At 63.9% G+C, this 19,168-nt stretch carries 18 protein-coding genes; 11 read left to right on the top strand and 7 right to left on the bottom strand.

Annotated features, from left to right (window positions below):
- Nucleotides 1–191 precede the first annotated feature (191 nt).
- From NG900_RS11090 to NG900_RS11065, 6 genes are all read right to left on the bottom strand, one after another.
- Entirely contained in the window at nucleotides 192–911 is a 720-nt protein-coding gene (locus NG900_RS11090) for an ABC transporter ATP-binding protein (protein ID WP_252680107.1), read from the bottom strand.
- Nucleotides 911–1,696, bottom strand: coding sequence for an ABC transporter ATP-binding protein (locus NG900_RS11085; RefSeq protein ID WP_252680105.1), 786 nt, complete (start codon nucleotides 1,694–1,696; stop codon nucleotides 911–913). The genes NG900_RS11090 and NG900_RS11085 overlap by 1 nt, the downstream gene beginning before the upstream one ends.
- Nucleotides 1,693–3,021 carry a branched-chain amino acid ABC transporter permease gene (locus tag NG900_RS11080; RefSeq protein ID WP_252680103.1) on the bottom strand — a complete coding sequence of 443 codons (1,329 nt, stop codon included), beginning with the start codon at nucleotides 3,019–3,021 and terminating at the stop codon, nucleotides 1,693–1,695. The genes NG900_RS11085 and NG900_RS11080 overlap by 4 nt, the downstream gene beginning before the upstream one ends.
- Entirely contained in the window at nucleotides 3,022–3,969 is a 948-nt protein-coding gene (locus NG900_RS11075) for a branched-chain amino acid ABC transporter permease (RefSeq protein ID WP_252680101.1), read from the bottom strand.
- A gap of 119 nt (nucleotides 3,970–4,088) precedes the next feature.
- Nucleotides 4,089–5,345: a branched-chain amino acid ABC transporter substrate-binding protein gene (locus NG900_RS11070; protein WP_252680099.1), complete on the bottom strand. Its 1,257-nt coding sequence runs from the start codon at nucleotides 5,343–5,345 to the stop codon at nucleotides 4,089–4,091.
- A gap of 228 nt (nucleotides 5,346–5,573) precedes the next feature.
- Nucleotides 5,574–7,208 (bottom strand): 3-(methylthio)propionyl-CoA ligase, encoded by a 1,635-nt coding sequence (locus tag NG900_RS11065; protein WP_252680097.1) that lies wholly within the window; start codon nucleotides 7,206–7,208, stop codon nucleotides 5,574–5,576.
- A gap of 355 nt (nucleotides 7,209–7,563) precedes the next feature.
- Here NG900_RS11065 and NG900_RS11060 point away from each other — a divergent pair, with 355 nt between their 5' ends.
- The 9 genes from NG900_RS11060 (at nucleotide 7,564) to NG900_RS11020 (ending at nucleotide 15,690) form a co-directional block, all read left to right on the top strand.
- Entirely contained in the window at nucleotides 7,564–9,147 is a 1,584-nt protein-coding gene (locus tag NG900_RS11060; RefSeq protein WP_252680095.1) for a protein adenylyltransferase SelO, read from the top strand.
- A 116-nt stretch (nucleotides 9,148–9,263) separates the two neighbouring features.
- Nucleotides 9,264–9,650 (top strand): peptide-methionine (R)-S-oxide reductase MsrB, encoded by a 387-nt coding sequence (msrB, locus tag NG900_RS11055; RefSeq protein ID WP_252680093.1) that lies wholly within the window; start codon nucleotides 9,264–9,266, stop codon nucleotides 9,648–9,650.
- Between the two features lie 24 nt (nucleotides 9,651–9,674).
- Nucleotides 9,675–10,247, top strand: a complete 573-nt coding sequence (locus NG900_RS11050; protein ID WP_252680091.1) for a septation protein A — start codon at nucleotides 9,675–9,677, stop codon at nucleotides 10,245–10,247.
- Nucleotides 10,247–10,519, top strand: a complete 273-nt coding sequence (locus NG900_RS11045) for a BolA family protein (RefSeq protein ID WP_252680089.1) — start codon at nucleotides 10,247–10,249, stop codon at nucleotides 10,517–10,519. Before NG900_RS11050 ends, NG900_RS11045 begins: the two co-directional genes overlap by 1 nt.
- Before the next feature lie 42 nt (nucleotides 10,520–10,561).
- On the top strand, nucleotides 10,562–11,359 hold the full coding sequence (locus NG900_RS11040; RefSeq protein ID WP_252680087.1) for a peptidylprolyl isomerase: 798 nt from the start codon (nucleotides 10,562–10,564) through the stop codon (nucleotides 11,357–11,359).
- 290 nt (nucleotides 11,360–11,649) lie between these two features.
- Nucleotides 11,650–12,630, top strand: coding sequence for an ABC transporter substrate-binding protein (locus NG900_RS11035; protein ID WP_252680085.1), 981 nt, complete (start codon nucleotides 11,650–11,652; stop codon nucleotides 12,628–12,630).
- Nucleotides 12,631–12,804: 174 nt separating this feature from the next.
- Nucleotides 12,805–13,725, top strand: a complete 921-nt coding sequence (locus NG900_RS11030; RefSeq protein WP_252680083.1) for an ABC transporter permease — start codon at nucleotides 12,805–12,807, stop codon at nucleotides 13,723–13,725.
- 1 nt (nucleotide 13,726) lies between these two features.
- Entirely contained in the window at nucleotides 13,727–14,521 is a 795-nt protein-coding gene (locus tag NG900_RS11025) for an ABC transporter ATP-binding protein (protein WP_252680080.1), read from the top strand.
- A 68-nt stretch (nucleotides 14,522–14,589) separates the two neighbouring features.
- Nucleotides 14,590–15,690, top strand: coding sequence for a J domain-containing protein (locus NG900_RS11020; protein WP_420804143.1), 1,101 nt, complete (start codon nucleotides 14,590–14,592; stop codon nucleotides 15,688–15,690).
- Between the two features lie 87 nt (nucleotides 15,691–15,777).
- On the opposite strand, the gene NG900_RS11015 is transcribed toward NG900_RS11020, so the two are convergent.
- Nucleotides 15,778–16,854, bottom strand: coding sequence for a porin (locus tag NG900_RS11015; RefSeq protein ID WP_252680076.1), 1,077 nt, complete (start codon nucleotides 16,852–16,854; stop codon nucleotides 15,778–15,780).
- Between the two features lie 205 nt (nucleotides 16,855–17,059).
- On the opposite strand from NG900_RS11015, the gene NG900_RS11010 reads away from it, so the two are divergent.
- Nucleotides 17,060–17,740, top strand: coding sequence for a response regulator (locus NG900_RS11010; protein WP_252680074.1), 681 nt, complete (start codon nucleotides 17,060–17,062; stop codon nucleotides 17,738–17,740).
- Entirely contained in the window at nucleotides 17,737–19,155 is a 1,419-nt protein-coding gene (locus tag NG900_RS11005; RefSeq protein ID WP_252680073.1) for a sensor histidine kinase, read from the top strand. The genes NG900_RS11010 and NG900_RS11005 overlap by 4 nt, the downstream gene beginning before the upstream one ends.
- Nucleotides 19,156–19,168: the final 13 nt, after the last annotated feature.

Here is a 19,168-nt window from a genome sequence, read left to right as displayed (position 1 = left end):
TTTCTGTGCATGGTTTCTCCATCGGGTATGGGTGGGCGACAAGGCCATTTCAATCGCATGGCCCACCCGATGTCGTAATGAGCCGCGGCCCGAACTTCAAGGAGAAATTTGTCAACTGGTTGCCGCCGCACGAAAAAAAGCCCGCACGGTCATTCGTGCGGGCTTTTCCGAGCATCAAGCAACGTGCGGCGTTAAACCTCCAGCCACTCCTGCCGAACCTTGGCGTCGGCCTTCAGCGCTTGAGGCGTACCCTCAAACACAATCTGGCCATGCCCCATCACGTACACACGCTGTGAAATATCCAGCGCAATGGCGAGCTTCTGCTCGACCAGCAACACCGAAATCCCCCGCTCCTTGAGCGTCTTCAGGTATTCCCCCACCAGCGTGACGATCAGCGGCGCGAGGCCTTCGGTCGGCTCATCGATGATGATGAAATCCGGGTCGCCCATCAGCGTGCGGCACAGCGTCAGCATCTGCTGCTCGCCGCCAGAAAGCACGCCGGCGGCCGTGTTCTCGCGCTCCTTCAAGCGCGGGAACATCTGGTACATGTCCTCAAGCTGCCAGCGCGGTTTGGGCTGACTGGGGTTGCGCTTCTCACCCAGCAACAGGTTTTGGCGCACCGTCAGCGTGGGGAAGATGTCGCGGTTCTCGGGCACGTAGCCGATGCCCTTGTGCGCCACCTCGAAGGTGCGAAGGCCGCTCACGTTCTTGCCGCGCAGCAGGATCTCGCCTTCGTGCTTGACCATGCCCATGATGGACTTGGCCAGCGTCGAGCGCCCCACCCCGTTGCGCCCAAGCAGGGCGACGATCTCGCCTTCGCCCACGTGCATGTCGACGCCGTGCAGGATGTGGCTCTTGCCGTAGTACGCGTGCAGGTCGCGCACCTCGAGCATGGGAGTGTTGGTTGCCATCAATGCGCTCCTGCAGGTTCGTCCAGCGTGGTGCCGAGGTAGGCCTCCTTCACGCGGCGGTTGTTGCGAATGGCCTCGGGCGTATCGGTGGCGATCACCTCGCCGTAGACGAGCACCGAGATGCGATCGGCCAGGCCGAACACCACGCTCATGTCGTGCTCCACCATCACCAGCGTCTTGCCGACCGTCACCTTGCGGATCAGCTCCACTGCGTGGTCCGATTCTGAGCGGCTCATGCCGGCGGTCGGCTCGTCGAGCAGGATCACGTCAGCGCCACCCGCGATCGTGATGCCGATTTCCAGCGCGCGCTGCTCTGCATACGTCAGCAGGCCCGCAGCCGCATCGCGCCGGTGCGTCATGCCGATCTGCTCGAGCACCTCCTCGGCGCGCTCGCGTGCATCGCGCAGCTCGGCCAGCTTGTGCCAGAACGAGTACTTGTAGCCCAGCGACCAAAGCACCGCGCAGCGCAGGTTCTCGAACACCGACAGCCGATGGAAGATGTTGGTGATCTGGAAGCTGCGCGACAGGCCCTTGCGATTGATTTCGAACGGCGCCAGGCCGCTGATCTCTTCACCATTCAGCTTCACGCTGCCCGACGTGGCCGGAAAGCGTCCCGAGATCAGGTTGAACGTGGTCGACTTGCCGGCGCCGTTCGGCCCGATGAGCGCGTGGCGCTCACCCTTGCCAATGGTGAGGTTGACCCCTCGAATGATTTCAGTGGCGCCAAAGCGCTTGCGTACGTCGCGCAACTCGAGCGCGGCGACGGGTCCGGTGGGTTGGCTCATGGTTGCGGCTCCTGCAATGCGTTGTCCCAGGCGGTGCGCAGCTTGCCCGCTGCGGCGCGCAGTCCGAAGGCACCCACCAGCCACAGCACGGCGGCGACGGCCCACGGCTTCCAGGTATTCGGTTCGACTGCCAGGCCGAACAGCGTGGCCACACCGCCCGAGCTGTCGTCCTGCACGGCGTAGATCATTTCCACGGTGGAAATCAGCGCCACCAGCAGAATGACGGCCGGCACAATCGCCACGCCGTAGGCCGGCAGCAGCGTCTTCAGCTTGCCGCGCCGCAGGATCGGCAGATGCATGACGAGCAGGCTGGCGATGCCGCCCGGCGCATACATGACCATCAGCACGAAGAACAGGCCCAGATACAGCAGCCACGCCTTGGTGATGCCCGACAGCGCCACGGTAAAGAACACCGTGAGCACCGCGCCGATGATCGGCCCAAAGAAGCTGCCCATGCCGCCGATGAAGGCCGCCAGCAGCACCGAGCCCGAACGCACGGCCGACACGTTCTCGGCCGTCACGATCTCGAAGTTGATGCACGACAGCGCCCCGGCAATGCCTGCAAAGAACGCCGACAGGATCACGACCAGGAAACGCACACGCTGCGTGTTGTAGCCGATGAATTCCACGCGCTCGGGGTTGTCGCGCACGGCGTTGGCGATGCGACCCAGCGGCGTCTGCGTCCAGGCATACATCATTGCCATCGAGATCAGACACCACGCAGCGATCAGGTAGTACACCTGGCGCGCCGGCCCGAAGGAGACGCCAATCAGCGCATCCCCGATGCTGCGGTTGGTGGAAACGCCACCCTCACCGCCGAAGAAGTCAGGGAACATCAGCGCGCTGGCGAAGACCATCTCGCCGATACCCAGCGTGATCATGGCGAACGTCGTGCCCGATTTCTTGGTGGTGACGTAGCCGAAGATCACGCCGAACAACGCACCACCCAGGCCGCCGGCAATGGGCAGCAGCGCAACGGCCAGCGGGCCTGCAATGCCCAGCGTTTGCACCGCGCCGATCTTGTTGAGCAGATGCACGGCCATGAAGGCGCCCAGGCCGGCATACACCGCGTGCCCGAACGACAGCATGCCGGACTGGCCCAGCAGCATGTTGTACGACAGCGCGAAGATGATCATGATGCCCATCTGCGAGAGCAGCGTGATGGCAAAACCCTGCGGCCAGATGAGCGGCAGCACGATCATCACCAGCGCGGTGACACCCCAGATGAACCAGCGGGCGAGGTTGACCGGCTGGAACTTCATCGTTCGCGCACGATCGTTGGCCGGCAGCGTGCTTTGTTGTTGCTGTTGCATAGCGCGTTCCATTTAGCTCTCCCGCGTACCCATCAGCCCGCGCGGGCGGAAGATCAGCATCAGCACCAGCAGCAGATACGGCAGCACCGGTGCGACTTGCGCAATCGTGAGGTTCCAGACCGAGATGAGCGGCACGTCCGGATTGAGCGTGACGCCGATCTTCTCCAGCACGCTCGTCACCGAAATATCGAGCGTGACGGCAAAGGTCTGGATGCAGCCGATCAGCAGCGACGCGATGAATGCGCCCACCAGCGAACCCATACCGCCCACCACGGCCACCACGAAGACGATGGAACCCACCGCCGCCGCCATTGACGGCTCCGTCACAAAGGCATTGCCGCCGATCACGCCCGCCAGCCCCGCCAGCGCACAGCCGCCGCCGAACACCAGCATGAACACGCGCGGCACGTTGTGGCCCAACGCTTCCACCATGTCCGGGTGCGTGAGCGCGGCCTGAATGACGAGGCCGATGCGTGTGCGCGTGAGCAGCAGGAAGATGCCCACCAGCATCAGCAGCGACACCAGCATCATGAACGCGCGGTACTTGGGGAACGACGAGGTGAACAGCGTGAACAATGGGCCGTCCAGTACCTCCGGCACGCGGTACGGCACGGCCGGCAGGCCCCATACCAGCTTCACGCCTTCTTCAATGAGATAGGCCAGGCCGAAGGTGAACAGCAGTTCGGCCACGTGGCCATAGCGGTGCACCGTGCGCAGGCCGAAGCGCTCGACCACCGCGCCCAGCGCGCCCACCAGCAGCGGCGCCACGATCAACGCTGCCCAGAAACCCAGATGGCCGCTGACCACGTAGGCGAAATACGCACCCAGCATGTAGAAGCTGGCATGCGCGAAGTTGAGAACGCCCATCATGCTGAAGATCAGCGTCAGGCCCGAAGACAACATGAACAGCAACAGCCCGTAGCTGATGCCATTCAAGAGATTGATGACTAGGAATTCCACGCTACAACCCTTTGGGCGGAGTGTGGGCCGGGCACCTCAGCGTGCTGGCCCACGGGCTCCGTTTAAAACATCGCCGCACGATAGCATCGGGCGGCCCTTCGGCACACCACTCGCCGCGTTCAGCGAGGACGCTTCATCTGGCAGGAGGTCGGCTGCGACGCAACGTACTGATCGAGTACCGCGTCGGTCTTCCAGCCGTAGCCCGTGTTTTCCTGGTCGAACTTGACCGTCTTGCCGTTGGTCTTTTCCCAGGTGGCGATGTAGAGCGGCTGCTGGCCCTGGTGGTCAGAGGCGCGCATCTCGAATGTGCCGTTCAAGCTGTCGACCTTCATGCCTTCAAACGCCTTGGCAACCTTGGCCGGCTCGGCCGACTTGGTCTCCTTGATGGCCTTGGCCAGCATGGCAATGCCGGTGTACGAGGCCATCAGGTAGAAGTCGTCGTTGTACTTCTTCTTGAAGCCCTCGACGATGTCGGCGCCCTTGTAGCCGTCGTTGTTGACGTTCCAGTAAGCGACGAACTTCACGTGGTCGGCGCCGGCTGCGCCCATGGCCGTCGGCACGCCCGTCGTGGCGGCGTAATACGTGTAGAAATTGGCGTTCAGGCCCGCGTCCTTGCCGGCCTTGATAAGCAACGCGAGGTCACTGCCCCAGTTGCCGGTAATGACGGTATCGGCACCCGACGACTTGATCTTCGACACGTACGGCGAGAAATCCTTCACCTGGGCCAGCGGGTGCAGGTCTTCGCCCACGATCTCGATGTCCGGGCGTTTGCGCTTCAGGTATTCCTTGGCGGCGCGCGCGACCTGATGGCCGAACGAGTAGTTCTGGTTGATCAGGTAGACCTTCTTGACCTTCGGATCCTTGGCCAGGAAGCTGGTCAGGGCCTCCATCTTCATGTCGGAATTGGCGTCCAGGCGGAAGTGCCAGTAGTTGCACTTGCTGTTGGTCATGTCCGGATCGACCGCCGCGTAGTTCAGGTAGACGATTTCCTTGCCCGGGTTGCGCTCGTTGTACTTGGCCACGGCGTCTTCCAGCGCCATGCCGACGCTCGATCCGTTGCCCTGCACGATGTAGTGGATGCCCTGGTCAGCCACCTGCTTGAGTGCGGTCAGGCTTTCCTGTGGCGAGAGCTTGTTATCGAAACCCACCACCTCGAACTTGGTGCCGTCGCCGGCCCAGTTCTTCTGCGTGGCGAGATCGGCGATGTACTGCCAGCTGCGCAACTGGTTCTGGCCCAGTGCGCCCATCAGGCCCGACAGCGGGTCGATCCAGGCGATCTTGACGGTTTCGGCGGCGGACGCTGCGGCGGGCACAGCAGCCCCGCCGATTGCCGCAACACATGCAACAGCCACAACCAACGGACGGAACTTCGTCATGCGTGTCTCCTTCATGTGGTGGAGCCGCCGGCGAGTCACTCTCCGCGTGTCATCCATGGATGGCCATGCGGCTGCTTGCGTCTCCAGGTTGCAACGCGCCCGGGCTTCATCCCGCTGCATCGTCCTGATTGGCGTGCGGCGGCCGGCCCTGATCCGGTTGTCTTCTGTCCGCCGTCCTCGCGCCCGGTTGAGTCCGATGCACGGGCGGCGGCTTCTGATCTGCTTGTTCTATTTCGCTGCCTGCGCGGCGGGGAACTGGTAGTCCTTGAATTGCTCGCGCAGCTTGAGCTTCTGCATTTTGCCGGTGGCCGTGAGCGGAATCTCGGTGACGAACACCACGTCATCCGGAATCCACCACTTGGCGATCTTGCCCTCGAAGAACTTGAGCATCTCTTCGCGCGTCAGTTCTGCGCCTGCCTTCTTCATCACCACCAGCAGCGGGCGTTCGTCCCACTTGGGATGGTGGATGGCGATGCAGGCAGCCATGTGTACGGCGGGGTGCGCAGCGGCCACGTTCTCCACATCGATGGACGAGATCCACTCGCCGCCGGACTTGATCACATCCTTGCTGCGGTCGGTGATCTGCATGTAGCCGTCGGCGTCGATGTTGGCGACGTCACCGGTCGGGAACCAGCCGTCCACCAGCGGCGAGATGTCGTTGCGGTAGTAGCTCTGGATCGTCCACGGGCCGCGTACGTACAGGTCGCCGAACGCCTTGCCGTCCCACGGCAGCTCGTGACCCTCGGCATCGACGATCTTCATCTCGACACCGTAGATGGCGCGGCCCTGGCGCTCCAGCACGTGCTGCTTGGCTTCGTCCGGCAAGTCGGCATGCTTGCCCATCAGCTTGCAGGTCGTGCCCAGCGGAGACATCTCCGTCATGCCCCACGCGTGGATGGTCTCCACGTCGAGTTCCTTGAGCGTGCGGATCATGGCCGGCGGCGCAGCCGAACCACCAATCACCGTCTTGCGGAACGTCGAGAACTTCAGGTTGTTCGCCTGCACGTACTGCAGCAAGCCAAGCCACACCGTCGGCACACCGGCGGAGAAGCTCACCTTCTCCTGCTCGAACAGCTCGTAGAGCGAGGCACCATCCAGCTTTGGCCCCGGAAAGACCAGCTTGGCGCCCACCAGCGGCACGGAATACGGCAGGCCCCACGCATTGACGTGGAACATCGGCACCACCGGCAGGATCACGTCCTGCGCCGAGCAGCCCAGCGCATCCGGCAGCGCCGACGCGTACGAATGCAGCACCGTGGAGCGATGTGAATACAGCGCCCCCTTCGGGTTGCCCGTCGTGCCCGACGTGTAGCACAGGCCGGCGGCGGTGTTCTCGTCGAACTGCGGCCAGGTGTAATCAGCGCTCTGCGCGTCCAGCAGCTCTTCGTAGCAGAGCATCGGCACGCTGGAGGCGGGCATGTGTGCGCGATCGGTCATCGCCACCCAGCCCTTCACGTTCGGGCAGTGCGGCGCAATGCCTTCAATGAGCGGCACGAACGTCAGGTCAAAAAAGACGTATTGATCGTCTGCGTGGTTGACGATGTAGGCGATCTGGTCCGGAAACAGCCGCGGGTTGATGGTGTGGCACACCGAACCCGAGCCGGACACACCGTAATAGATTTCAAGGTGGCGATAGCCGTTCCAGGCCAGCGTACCGACACGCTCGCCGGGCTGCACGCCCAGTGCGGCCAGCGCATTTGCCAGTTGCTTGGAACGGTCTCGCACTTGCCGGTACGTGGTGCGATGGATATCGCCCTCGACACGGCGCGACACGACTTCAGTCGAACCGGAATTGCGCGCTGCATGTTCGATGATGGTCGAGATGAGCAGCGGTGCGCTCATCATTTGTCCCATCAGGGCCATGGTGTCTCCTAGAAAAACTGAACAACCGTTCTATTTTTTGGCCGATTGTTCCCGTGATCGACAAGCACGTCAACGGGATGTTGTTGTGCGCTGCGGCATCCCACACAATCGCGCCCCCCACGTTTACCCGGCCCTCTGAAAACCCCCGCGAATCGTTGTGGTGCAAGGGTTCGCGGGCTGCAGCTTTTTTTACTCGCAAGTACAATACGCGATAGCGTTGCTGCGTCTCAACATGGCGTTTTCCCCTACGCAGGGCGCAATTTGCTGCGCCGCAAAGCGCACAATGTTTGCCGCTTCGGCACTGTTTTTGCGCTGTTTCCTGTGCTGGCAGCCATCCAGCGCTGCCGCCTATCCAATGACGAACTCCCTCGCCGCCTTGCCTGACGATTCCCTTACCCACCCTTTCGACTGGCCCGGCCGCCCCACCGCCGCCCCGGGTTTCTCAGCCCTGGGCGAGCGTTTTCTGACACGCCTGCCCCCCATGCCCATGCCGGCGACATGGGCGCCATATCTGGTTGGATTCTCTCCCGACGCCGCGGCACCGCTTGGTATCACGCGGGCCGAACTCGACACCCCGTCCGGGCTGGCCGTATTCAGCGGCAACGCCGTTGCCGCATGGAGCGACCCGCTCGCCACCGTCTATTCGGGCCATCAGTTTGGCGTGTGGGCCGGCCAATTGGGTGATGGCCGCGCGCTGCTGCTGGCAGAGTTGCAGACTGCCGAGGGCCCCTGCGAAGTCCAGTTGAAGGGTGCCGGCCGCACGCCGTACTCGCGCATGGCGGACGGCCGGGCCGTGCTGCGGTCGTCCATCCGCGAGTTCCTGTGTTCGGAAGCCATGGCCGGGCTGGGCATCCCGACCACCCGTGCGCTGTGCGTGACTGGCGCCGACGCCCCCGTGCGCCGCGAGGAGATCGAAACCGCCGCCGTCGTCACGCGCCTGGCGCCGTCGTTCGTGCGCTTCGGCCACTTCGAGCACTTTGCCGCCAGCGAGCAACTGCCCCAACTGCGCGCACTCGCCGATTACGCCATCGACCGCTTCTACCCCGCCTGCCGTAAAGAACCGCAGCCCTACTTGGCCCTGCTGCGTGAAATCGCCCGCCGTACCGCCGAGTTGATGGCCGACTGGCAGGCCGTCGGCTTCTGCCATGGCGTGATGAACACCGACAACATGTCGATCCTCGGCCTCACGCTGGACTACGGCCCGTTCGGCTTCCTGGACGGCTTCAACGCCAACCACATCTGCAACCACTCCGACACCAGCGGCCGCTACGCGTACGCGCAGCAGCCGCAGATCGGTTACTGGAACCTGTTCTGTCTCGCACAGGCGCTACTGCCACTGTTTGGCGAAGATGCAGGAAGTTTCGTCAACTTGACCGACGAAGCGCAGGCCCAACCTGCCATCGACGCGGCACAGAACACACTGGTCACCTACCGCGACGTCTACGGCGCCGCGTTCCATGCGCGCTATCGCGCCAAACTCGGCCTATCGACCGCGCAGGACGCAGACGAAACGCTCCTGGGCGACCTGTTCAAGCTATTGCACGACCAGCGCGCCGATTACACCCTCTTCTTCCGCCACCTCGCCGACGTGCGCCGCGACGACACGCCCGCCGCGGCAGAAGCGCGCGCCGTACGCGACTTCTTCTTCGATCGCGCCGCAGCGGATGTGTGGCTCGCCGGCTATCGCCAACGCCTGCAGGCCGAACCGCAGTCCGACGACGAACGCGCCGCCGCCATGCACCGGGTCAATCCGAAATACGTGCTACGCAATCACCTGGCCGAAATCGCCATTCGCCGCGCCAAGGAAAAGGATTTCTCCGAAGTCGAAAACCTGCGCGCCGTGCTGGCCCGGCCGTTCGAGGATCACCCTGGCTTCGAGCGCTACGCGCAACCCGCGCCGGAGTGGGCCTCGTCACTGGAAGTGAGCTGCTCGTCATGACCATCGACTGAAGCCACGCTCTAGTCTGCGGCTGTCAGGATCGCTGCCGCAGCGCGACAAAACAACGTCAGCCGCCCATGACGCGACTGCCGAATCCAACAAGGAGTCTCATCACCATGACCGCCCCGAAAACCAACGCCGAATGGCGCGACCAACTCTCCGACATCGAATATCGCGTCACCCGCGAAGCCGCCACCGAGCGCCCGTTCACCGGCAAGTACTGGGACCACTGGGACCGCGGCGTCTACAACTGCGTCTGCTGCGGCACGCCGCTGTTTGAATCGTCGACCAAATTTGACGCCGGTTGCGGCTGGCCGAGCTACTTCCAGCCCATCAACGGCGAGGTGATCGCCGAGAAGACCGACCGCTCGCACGGCATGCTGCGCATTGAAGTGCAGTGCAAGAACTGCGGCGCGCACCTCGGCCACGTGTTCGAAGACGGCCCCGCGCCAACCGGCCTGCGGTATTGCATCAACTCGGCTGCGCTAAACTTCAAGGCTTGATCTTTCGACGCAAACGCGCCCCGCATGAAATTCCTGTTCGATCTGTTCCCGGTCATCCTGTTCTTTGCTGCCTTCAAGGTGGCCGGCATTTATGTGGCGACCACCGTCGCGATGGTCGCCACCGTGCTGCAGATCGCCTGGGTTTGGTTCAAGCACCGCAAGGTCGACGCCATGCAATGGCTGTCGCTGCTCATCATCGGCGTGTTTGGCGGCGCGACGCTCATCTTCCATAACGAGACCTTCATCAAGTGGAAGCCGACGGTGCTGTACTGGCTGTTCGGCGTCGTGTTGCTGGGCAGCGTGGTGATCGTTCGCAAGAACCTTATCCGCGCCATGATGGAGCAGCAGGTCTCGCTGCCCGAGCCGATGTGGGGGCGCCTGAACCTGGTGTGGGCAATCTTCTTCCTGGCAATGGGTTGCCTGAACCTGTACGTGGCCTACAACTACGACACCGACGTGTGGGTCAATTTCAAGCTGTTCGGCTCGATGGGCCTGATGGTGGTGTTCATCATCGTGCAGAGCATCTGGCTGGCGCGCCACATGCAGGAGCGCCCGACCAACGCTGCCAATGACGCCCACATCGGAGACGACCGCTGATGGCCGCAGATCCAAAAGAAATCGAACGCCTGCTGCGCGAGGCCTTCCAGCCCATCCACCTCGTTGTTGAAGACGACAGTGCCAAGCACGCCGGACACGCCGGCGCAGCCTCCGGCGGAGGGCATTACAACGTCGAAATCGTCAGCCCCGCCTTTGCTGGCAAGAACCGCGTGGCGCGCCATCGCATGGTGTATGATGCGCTGCGCACGCTGTGGCCCGCTGCCATTCATGCCCTGGCGATCCGCGCGGTCACTCCCGAAGAAAACACGTAAGCGCCTTCCACGCTCACTCGTCCTTCCCTCGAACGCAATCCCATGAAAGTTTCCAGCCTCACCGCCAGCCTGCTGGCTGTTGCCCTTGCTGCGACCGTTGCCCCCGCCATGGCGCAAAACGCCGCCGTCGTCAACGGCAAAGCCATCCCGAGCGCCAAGGTGGACGCGCTGATCAAGAAGTCGGGACAGCCCGAATCGCCGGAACTGCGCACCCGCGCCCGCGAGATGCTGATCGACCGCGAGCTGATCGAGCAGGACGCCGCCAAGCGCGGTCTGCTGGAGCGCGATGACATTCAGGAACAACTGGCCGCTGCCCGCCTGAACGTGCTCGTGGCCGCGGAGTTCGAGGACTACGTCAAGAACAGCCCCGCCACCGAAGACGAACTGCACAAGCAATACGACAAGATCAAGGCGCAGTTCGGCAACGGCAAGGAATACCACGCCCACCACATTCTGGTGGACAAGGAAGCCGATGCGAAGGCGATCATCGCCAAGCTCAAGGGTGGCGCAAAGTTTGAAGACATCGCCCGCGCCCAATCGAAGGACAAGGGATCGGGCGCCAACGGCGGCGATCTGGACTGGGCGAACCCGGGCACCTACGTGCCGGAATTCTCGGCTGCCCTGACCGGCCTGAAGAAGGGTGAGATCACCCAGACGCCGGTCAAGACGCAATTCGGCTGGCACGTGATCCGCCTGGACGACACGCGCGACGCCAAGATCCCGTCGTTCGACGAGGTCAAGCCGCAGTTGCTCGAAATGATGATGGGCGACCAGAACTGGCAGCGTGCCAAGTTCCAGGCGATGCTGAAGGACCTGCGCGAAAAGGCGAAGGTTCAGTAAGCAAGCAGCCCGTTGGGGCAGTCAAAAAAGGGGCCGTGTGCCCCTTTTTGATTTGCTGGGCGCGTTGCATTGCACGCAACCCGAATCCCCTTCGACACCCCCCAAGTTCTTTTGAAGTGTTTGCTGAAAAGCATTGCGATTTGCCCGATAATGTGCGCCCACGCGCGCCGGCTTCGCACTGCTTCGGTGCACTCGAGCGCCAAGAAAATCTGAAAAACCAACCACGCCAGCACGGGCATATCCCGCCCGCCGCCAGAGCGAAACCACCCAAAAGGAAACAGGAGATCGTTATGTCCACTTTCAAGCGTGCCTTCCGCATTGCCGCCCTCGCTGCCATCCCGATGGCGCTTCTGCAAGCCGCGCCGGCACTGGCCCAGGCCACCAAGTCGGTGGAAGTGCTGGCCATCGTCGAACATCCAGCGCTTGACGCCATCCGCGACGGCGCCAAGGAGCAACTCAAGGCCGAAGGCTTCGACGCAGGCAAGAACCTGAAGTGGGAATACCAGAGCGCGCAAGGCAGCACCGCCACTGCCGCGCAGATCGCCCGCAAGTTCATCGGCGACAAGCCGGACGCCATCATCGCCATCGCCACGCCGTCGGCCCAGGCTGTCGTGGCGGCCACCAAGACGATCCCGGTGGTCTATTCCGGCGTGACCGACCCGGTTGCCGCGCAACTGGTCAAGAGCTGGGAGCCGACCGGCACCAACGTGACCGGCGTGTCCGACAAGCTGCCGCTGGACAAGCAGATCGCTCTGATCAAGCGCGTGGTGCCGCATGCGAAGCGCGTGGGCATGGTCTACAACCCGGGTGAAGCCAACTCGGTCGTGGTCGTCAACGAGTTGAAGAAGCTGCTGCCCTCCGCCGGTCTGACGCTGGTGGAATCGGCCGCGCCGCGCACCGTCGACATCGCCCCGGCGGCCAAGAACCTGATCGGCAAGGTCGACGTGATCTACACGAACACCGACAACAACGTGGTGTCTGCGTACGAGTCGCTGGTGAAGGTGGCCAACGAAGCGAAGATCCCGCTGGTGGCCGGCGATACGGACAGCGTCAAGCGTGGCGCCATCGCCGCGCTGGGCATCAACTACTACAAGCTCGGCCAGCAGACCGGCAAGGTCGTCGCGCGCATCCTGAAGGGCGAGAAGCCGGGCGCGATCGCCTCGGCCGGCAGCTCCGATCTGGAACTGTTCGTGAACGAGAAGGCCGCCAAGCAGCAAGGCGTAACCCTCTCGGCCGACCTGCTGAAGGACGCCAAGGAAGTCATCAAGTAAGTCGCAAGGCGCCGGGCCGGCTTCCGCACAACGGAGCCGCCCTGGCGCGGGTCTGGCCGCCCGAGCCCCAACGTGGCTATCCGCCGCATCATGGCCGGGCGCTCGCGCTTCACCCACAAGCGTCCCCGTTCATTGCATACAGGCCGGTGCCCAACCACCGCGCCCCACTCTGTCATGTCACTGTTTTCATTGCTCGGCGCCCTGGAGATCGGTCTGATCTTCAGCCTCGTGGCGCTCGGGGTGCTGATTTCCTTCCGCATCCTCAACTTCCCTGACCTCACTGTCGACGGCAGCTTCCCCATGGGCGGCGCGGTGGCGGCCACGCTGATCGCCGGCGGACACGATCCGTTCGTGTCGACCCTATGCGGCACGCTGGCCGGTGCCTTTGCGGGCTTCATCACGGGCTGGCTGAACGTACGCCTGAAGATCATGGACCTGCTCGCCAGCATCCTGATGATGATCGCGCTGTACTCGGTCAACCTGCGCATCATGGGCAAGCCGAACGTGCCGCTCATCTCCGAGCCGACCGTGTTCTCGCTGCTGCAGCCCGAGTGGATGCCCGACTATGTGTTCCGCCCGGTGCTGCTGGCCGTGGTGGTGGTGGTGGTCAAGCTGCTGGTGGACTGGTTCTTCTCCACGCAGATCGGGCTGTCGCTGCGTGCGACCGGTGCCAACCCCCGCATGGCACGTGCGCAAGGCGTTGCCACCGGCCGTGCCACGCTGGCCGGCATGGCGTTGTCTAACGCACTGGTGGCCCTTGCCGGTGCGCTCTACGCGCAAACGCAAGGTGGCGCAGATGTGTCCATGGGTATCGGCACCATCGTGATCGGCCTGGCTGCCGTCATCATCGGCGAGACCGTGCTGCCGGCACGCCGCCTGGTGCTGACCACACTGGCCGTGGTGGTGGGCGCGATCCTGTATCGCTTCTTCATCGCCCTGGCGCTCAACAGCGATTTCATCGGCCTGCAGGCGCAGGACCTGAACATGGTGACCGCCGCGCTGGTGGTGATCGCTCTCGTGCTGCCGGGTGTGCGCCGCAAGGTGTTCGGCAAGTTCGCCCGCAGTGGTAACAACGCGGCGACCAAGGGGAACTGACATGCTGAGCGCACAAAACCTCACCCTCACCTTCAACCCAGGTACGCCCATTGAAACGCGCGCGCTGCGCGGCCTGTCGCTGGAGATCCCCACAGGCCAGTTCGTGGCTGTGATCGGCTCGAACGGCGCCGGCAAGTCGACGTTCCTGAACTCCATCAGCGGCGACCAACTGGTCGACTCGGGCCGCATCACCATCAACGGTGAAGACGTGACCCGCAAGACTGCCTGGCAACGCGCCGACAAGGTCGCCCGCGTGTTCCAGGACCCGATGGCCGGCACCTGCGAGAACCTGACGATCGAAGAGAACATGTCGCTGGCCATGTGCCGCGGGCAGCGTCGCGGCTTCAAGTTCGCGACCAACCGCAAGTGGCGTGAGATCTTCCGCGAGCAACTGCGTCGGCTGGACCTCGGCCTGGAGAATCGCCTGACCGATCGCATCGGCTTGCTCTCGGGCGGGCAACGCCAGGCCGTGAGCCTGCTGATGGCCTCGCTGCAGCCATCGCGCATTCTGCTGCTGGATGAGCACACCGCCGCGCTGGACCCCAAGACGGCGGCCTTCGTGCTGGAGCTGACGGCCAAGATCGTCTCGGAAAGCAAGCTGACGACGATGATGGTCACGCACTCCATGCGCCAGGCACTCGACTACGGCGACCGCACGGTAATGCTGCACCAGGGCAACGTGATCCTCGACGTGCAAGGCGAGGAGCGCAAAGGCCTGGACGTGCCGCACCTGCTGCAGAAGTTCGAGGAAACGCGCGGCGCCAAAGTGGACGACGACGCGCTGCTGCTCGGCTGATCCATCGCAGAGCATCCCCATCACGCACAGGCGGGCTCCCTTAGCGGAGCCCGCAACATTTCCAGCCCATGAGCAAGGTACGTCGTCCGCCCATCAGCATCGCGCCCGACCAAAACGAGCAAGACGCGCCCACGCTATCGAAAGGACAGCGGTCATTCAACGCGCTGATCAAGCAGATCGACAATCGGCGCAAGCGGCTGGCTGACTGGGAAGCCACTACGACGCAGTTTCAGGCGCGCTATGCCGGCGAGCTTTTGCCGCTGAAGCGGACCCATACCGAATTGCAAATTCGGATGATCCACAGCCTGGATCACGCCTACGAGTTCGACGGGCTCACCAAGCCCGAGCGCCGGAAAATCTCCGCCCTCATCGTCGACCTGGCTGGTGACCTGATCCACGAAGATGCCAGCCTCAAGCCCATCTACAACAAGTACAGCGGATCGGATTTCGACCGCGAAGCCGCAGCGCAGGCCGCGGAGATGAAATCGCGGCTGGAGGCCGCGCTCGGTGTCGACCTGGGGGATGACGACGACCTGCATTCGCAGGATGACCTGCTGCAACGCGCCCGAGCCCACCTCCAACAACAAGCCGCCAAGAAAGCCGCCGCCGCAAGCAAGCGCGAAGCGCGCCGGGCTGCCCGGCAAAAATCGCCCAAGCAGCTTGCAGCCGAAGCCCGCGAAGAAGAGGAGCAGGCGCAGATCAGCCTGTCCATCCGCGAGGTCTATCGCAAGCTCGCCAGCGCCCTGCACCCTGACCGGGAAACCGATCCGCAGGAACGGGAGCGCAAGACCCGGCTCATGCAGCGGGTCAACGAGGCTTATGACAAGAGCAACCTGCTGCAACTGCTGGAGTTGCAGCTTGAGTTGGAGCACATCGACCAGCGCGCGATCAACCACCTCAGCGAAGCGCGGCTGACGCACTACAACGAGATGCTGAAAGACCAGGTGCGCGAGTTGGACCGGCAGATCCATCGTGCCGAGATGGGGTTTCGGCACACTTATGGGGTCCACCCGCCGGGCGCGCTGTCTCCGGACTCGGTCTTGCCGCACCTTGCCGCCAACATCGAGGCCCTCCGCCACAGCATTCGCAATACCGAGCAGGATCTGGCCGCGTTTGACGACCTCAAGCAGTTGCGGCGCATGCTGAAAGCCCGCACGACGTTTGGCTGATGCCTTGTTGAGCGCGGCCCAAACCAACAGAACGGGCACCCGAAGGTGCCCGTGTTCGTGACAGCGATCGACGTGTCGACCGGCCGATCAGAAGCGGTGCTGCAGACCCGCCGTCACGCCGACCTGGTTGTTGCCGTAACCGACCACATCACGCGAGAGGCTCACGTTCTGGCCGTTCTGCGCCTTTGCGTAAGCCGCCGACAGATACGCCGTGGTGCGCTTGGACAACGCGTACTGGCCGCGCAGCGAGAACAGGATCGGGTCGGCCGAATTGTTCACACCCTTGATGTTCTGCTTGTACACCGCGCCATACAGCGTGAAGGCCGGCGTGAAGTCGTAGCTCGCACCCGCCCAGTACATATCGCTGCGCTGCGTGGCGGCCGTCGTGGTGAAGGCGCGCTTGTAGTTGCGGTAGCCCGCGAACAGCTTCAACGCGCCAAAGTCGTAGCTGGCACCGGCGTGGACGCCTTGGATGTAGTCCGTTGTATCTGCCGGCGTGGTGCTCGTGCCTGCGCCGTTCTGGCGATCCCAGGTTGCCGCGGCCGAGAAGCCCCCCACGCTGTAGCCGACACCCAGGTCGTACTTGGATGAGCTCTTGAAGTTGCCTGCCACCTCGCCAAAGCCGACGGTCGCGCCCAGCTTCAGGCCGCCAAACGTGCCGTCATAGCGCACGGCGTTCGAAGAGCGCGAGAACAGGCCATCCTTGCGGCCGCCCGTTGCCGTGGACGACGTGGCCCACGAGTAGTTCGGCGCATAGCCCATCGGGTCGTACGGCAGCATGAAGTCGTACGTGGTGGTGAAGGTGCGACCGGCGACCACTTGGCCGAAACCGCCTGCCAGGCCGACCACCGCGCGGCGGTCAAACAGCGTGTCGTCCGTATCGAGCTTGCCGGTGTCGATGGCGATGCCGCTTTCTAGGTTGAAGACGGCCTTCATGCCGCCGCCCAGGTCTTCGGTGCCGCGCAGGCCCCAGCGCGAAGTGTTCTTGCCGCCCGACACCAGGCGCGTGGCGCTGCCGCCATTCGGGCCGGCGTGGTTCACGTACTCGATGCCCGAGTCGACGATCCCGTACAGCGTCACGTTGGAGGATTGCGCGGCTGCCGTGCCGGCTGCGGTGGTGGCGGCGAGCGCGACCACCGCCAGCGCCATCGAAGTCTTGTTCATCAGATCTCCCTTATTCGTTGTCTTTCCGCAAAGGCCGCTGTGGCGGGCTCTGGGCGGGACGGATCGTATGGGCGGCGCACTTTCAGTTCACTTTCGATCGGCGAGAAATTGCCGGAGTGTGGCCACGTGTTCTTGGGGGTTTCCCTAGCTTCAAAACGCTTGGGGATGGCGGTATTTCTCAGCGCCTTGTTGAGAAAAGTCCGATATGCGCATCCTGTTGGTGGAAGACAACCTGAAGCTGGCCAGCACGCTGGAAGAAGCCCTGGGCCAGGCCGGCTTCACGGTCGACTGCGTGCACGACGGCCACGCGGCCGATCTGCTGCTCACCACGCAGGACTACGCCCTGGCCATTCTGGACATCGGCTTGCCGCGCCTGGATGGGCTGGAAGTGCTGCGCCGCCTGCGCGCCCGCAAAAACCCGCTGCCGGTGATGATCCTGACCGCACACGGTGCCGTGGAAGAACGCGTGCGTGGCCTAAACCTCGGGGCTGACGATTACCTTGCGAAACCGTTTGACCTGACCGAAGTGGAAGCCCGCGCCCGCGCCCTCATCCGCCGCAGCCACGGGCACGAGAGCACGCAGCTGCAATGCGGCCCGCTGCACTACGACGGCATCAGCGGCGCCTTCACACTCAACGGCGAGTTGCTCGCCCTTACCGGCCGCGAGCGCGCCGTGCTGGAGGTGCTGATGCTGCGCGACGGCCGCGCTGTCAACAAGGCGGCCATCTCGGAAAAGATCTTCAGCATCAACGAATCCGTCAACGCGGATGCGATTGAGATCTACGTGCACCGCCTGCGCAAGAAGCTCGACGGCAGCGGCGTGTCCATCGTCATGCTGCGCGGGCTCGGATATCTGCTGGAAGCGACCGAAGGCGCTGCCCAATGAACCCATCGAGCCTGCGCCGGCAGCTCTCGCTCTGGCTGCTGCTGCCGCTGCTGGCGCTGCTCGCGCTCGACGCATGGCTGACTTACTCGCGCGCCATGACGGCCGCGCATTCTGCGTTCGATCGCACGCTGGAAGCATCGCTCAAAGCCATGCGCGATGGTGTGCGCCTGCGCGATGGGCACTTCGCCGTCGACCTGCCCTACCTCGCGCTGGAAATTCTCGAATCGGAGACGGGCAGCAGCATCTTCTACCGTCTGGCCGATGCCAACGGTGCCACGCTCACCGGCTACGATGGCCTGCCGATGCCGGGCGGCCGCCAGCCTCCGCCGTATCGCACCGTCTTCTATGACACGGCATTCCGTGGCATGCAGGTACGCATGGCCGCCCAGCCCGTCCCGGTGCGCGACACACAGTCCGCGCAGATTCAGGTTGTATGGCTGCTGGTGGGGGAAACGCTGGAGCCGCGCCAGGCGCTGGCCAACGAGATCCTGGCCGGCTCGCTGCAGCAGGAGGTGTTGCTGGTGGTGCTGGCCGTGGGCATTGTCTGGCTGGGTATCAGGCGCGGGTTGCGGCCGCTGCGGCAGTTGAGCGAAACAGTGGCCAGTCGCGGCACCGATGAACTGGCCCCGCTGCCGCAACATGGCCTGCCTGCAGAGGTGGCCCCGCTCGTCGAAGCCATCAACCAATACGTCGCGCGGCTGCTGCGGCTGCTACAGGCCCGCAAGCGCTTCTTTGCCGATGCCGCCCACCAACTGAAGACGCCGCTGGCCGTGATCCAGGCGCAATCCGAGCTGGCCCTGCGCGAGCCCGACGGTGAACGCATCCGCCGCCATCTGCAGCCGCTGCACGGCACCGTGCGGCAGGCTGCGCGCGGTGTGCAGCAATTGCTGTCGCTGTCCCGCCTGGAGACCGACAGCGGCTATGCGCCGCAACTGCAGCCGCTGCGTCTCGATACGCTTGCTGGCGATGTCGCGCTGGAATTGGCCCCCGTCGCACGCAAATCCGGCGTCGACCTCGGCTTTGAGGGTGAACCCGTGAGCGTGGCAGGCGAGCCTCAGTGGCTGCAGGAGCTGGTCGGCAACCTCCTCGACAACGCCATCCGCTACGCCGGCAACGGCGCGCGCGTCACGCTTCGGGTGAAACGGCAGGCGATGGCCATGCTCGGCGAGCAGGCCGTGCTGCAGGTGGAAGACGACGGCCCCGGCATTGCCGCCCCCGAACGCGACGCGGTGTTCAGCCGCTTCTATCGGGGCGCCGCATCGGAAGGCCACGATGGCAGCGGCTTGGGTCTGTCCATCGTGCGCGAGATCGCGCGCATGCACGGCGGCACAGTCACCTTGTCGGAAACGCCCGGCGGCGGGTTGACTGTGAGCGTCTACCTGGCCCTTGCATCGGCGGACGAACCACGGACTTGATCCGGGTTGCTGC

The sequence above is a fragment of the Ralstonia soli genome (assembly GCF_023955655.1).
In the GTDB taxonomy this organism is placed as follows: Bacteria; Pseudomonadota; Gammaproteobacteria; order Burkholderiales; family Burkholderiaceae; genus Ralstonia; species Ralstonia soli.
This window is presented reverse-complemented; position numbering and strand designations above follow the sequence as displayed.

Bases quoted from the DNA above. Each gene is read 5' to 3' on its own strand.
- NG900_RS11050 (WP_252680091.1), top strand. From the start codon at position 9,675: ATGAAATTCCTGTTCGATCTGTTCCCGGTCATCCTGTTCTTTGCTGCC.
- NG900_RS11060 (WP_252680095.1), top strand. From the start codon at position 7,564: ATGACGAACTCCCTCGCCGCCTTGCCTGACGATTCCCTTACCCACCCT.
- NG900_RS11015 (WP_252680076.1), bottom strand. From the start codon at position 16,854: ATGAACAAGACTTCGATGGCGCTGGCGGTGGTCGCGCTCGCCGCCACC.
- NG900_RS11070 (WP_252680099.1), bottom strand. From the start codon at position 5,345: ATGACGAAGTTCCGTCCGTTGGTTGTGGCTGTTGCATGTGTTGCGGCA.
- msrB (WP_252680093.1), top strand. From the start codon at position 9,264: ATGACCGCCCCGAAAACCAACGCCGAATGGCGCGACCAACTCTCCGAC.
- NG900_RS11090 (WP_252680107.1), bottom strand. From the start codon at position 911: ATGGCAACCAACACTCCCATGCTCGAGGTGCGCGACCTGCACGCGTAC.
- NG900_RS11010 (WP_252680074.1), top strand. From the start codon at position 17,060: ATGCGCATCCTGTTGGTGGAAGACAACCTGAAGCTGGCCAGCACGCTG.
- NG900_RS11035 (WP_252680085.1), top strand. From the start codon at position 11,650: ATGTCCACTTTCAAGCGTGCCTTCCGCATTGCCGCCCTCGCTGCCATC.
- NG900_RS11020 (WP_420804143.1), top strand. From the start codon at position 14,590: ATGAGCAAGGTACGTCGTCCGCCCATCAGCATCGCGCCCGACCAAAAC.
- NG900_RS11040 (WP_252680087.1), top strand. From the start codon at position 10,562: ATGAAAGTTTCCAGCCTCACCGCCAGCCTGCTGGCTGTTGCCCTTGCT.
- NG900_RS11025 (WP_252680080.1), top strand. From the start codon at position 13,727: ATGCTGAGCGCACAAAACCTCACCCTCACCTTCAACCCAGGTACGCCC.
- NG900_RS11085 (WP_252680105.1), bottom strand. From the start codon at position 1,696: ATGAGCCAACCCACCGGACCCGTCGCCGCGCTCGAGTTGCGCGACGTA.
- NG900_RS11065 (WP_252680097.1), bottom strand. From the start codon at position 7,208: ATGGCCCTGATGGGACAAATGATGAGCGCACCGCTGCTCATCTCGACC.
- NG900_RS11080 (WP_252680103.1), bottom strand. From the start codon at position 3,021: ATGGAACGCGCTATGCAACAGCAACAACAAAGCACGCTGCCGGCCAAC.
- NG900_RS11030 (WP_252680083.1), top strand. From the start codon at position 12,805: ATGTCACTGTTTTCATTGCTCGGCGCCCTGGAGATCGGTCTGATCTTC.
- NG900_RS11005 (WP_252680073.1), top strand. From the start codon at position 17,737: ATGAACCCATCGAGCCTGCGCCGGCAGCTCTCGCTCTGGCTGCTGCTG.
- NG900_RS11045 (WP_252680089.1), top strand. From the start codon at position 10,247: ATGGCCGCAGATCCAAAAGAAATCGAACGCCTGCTGCGCGAGGCCTTC.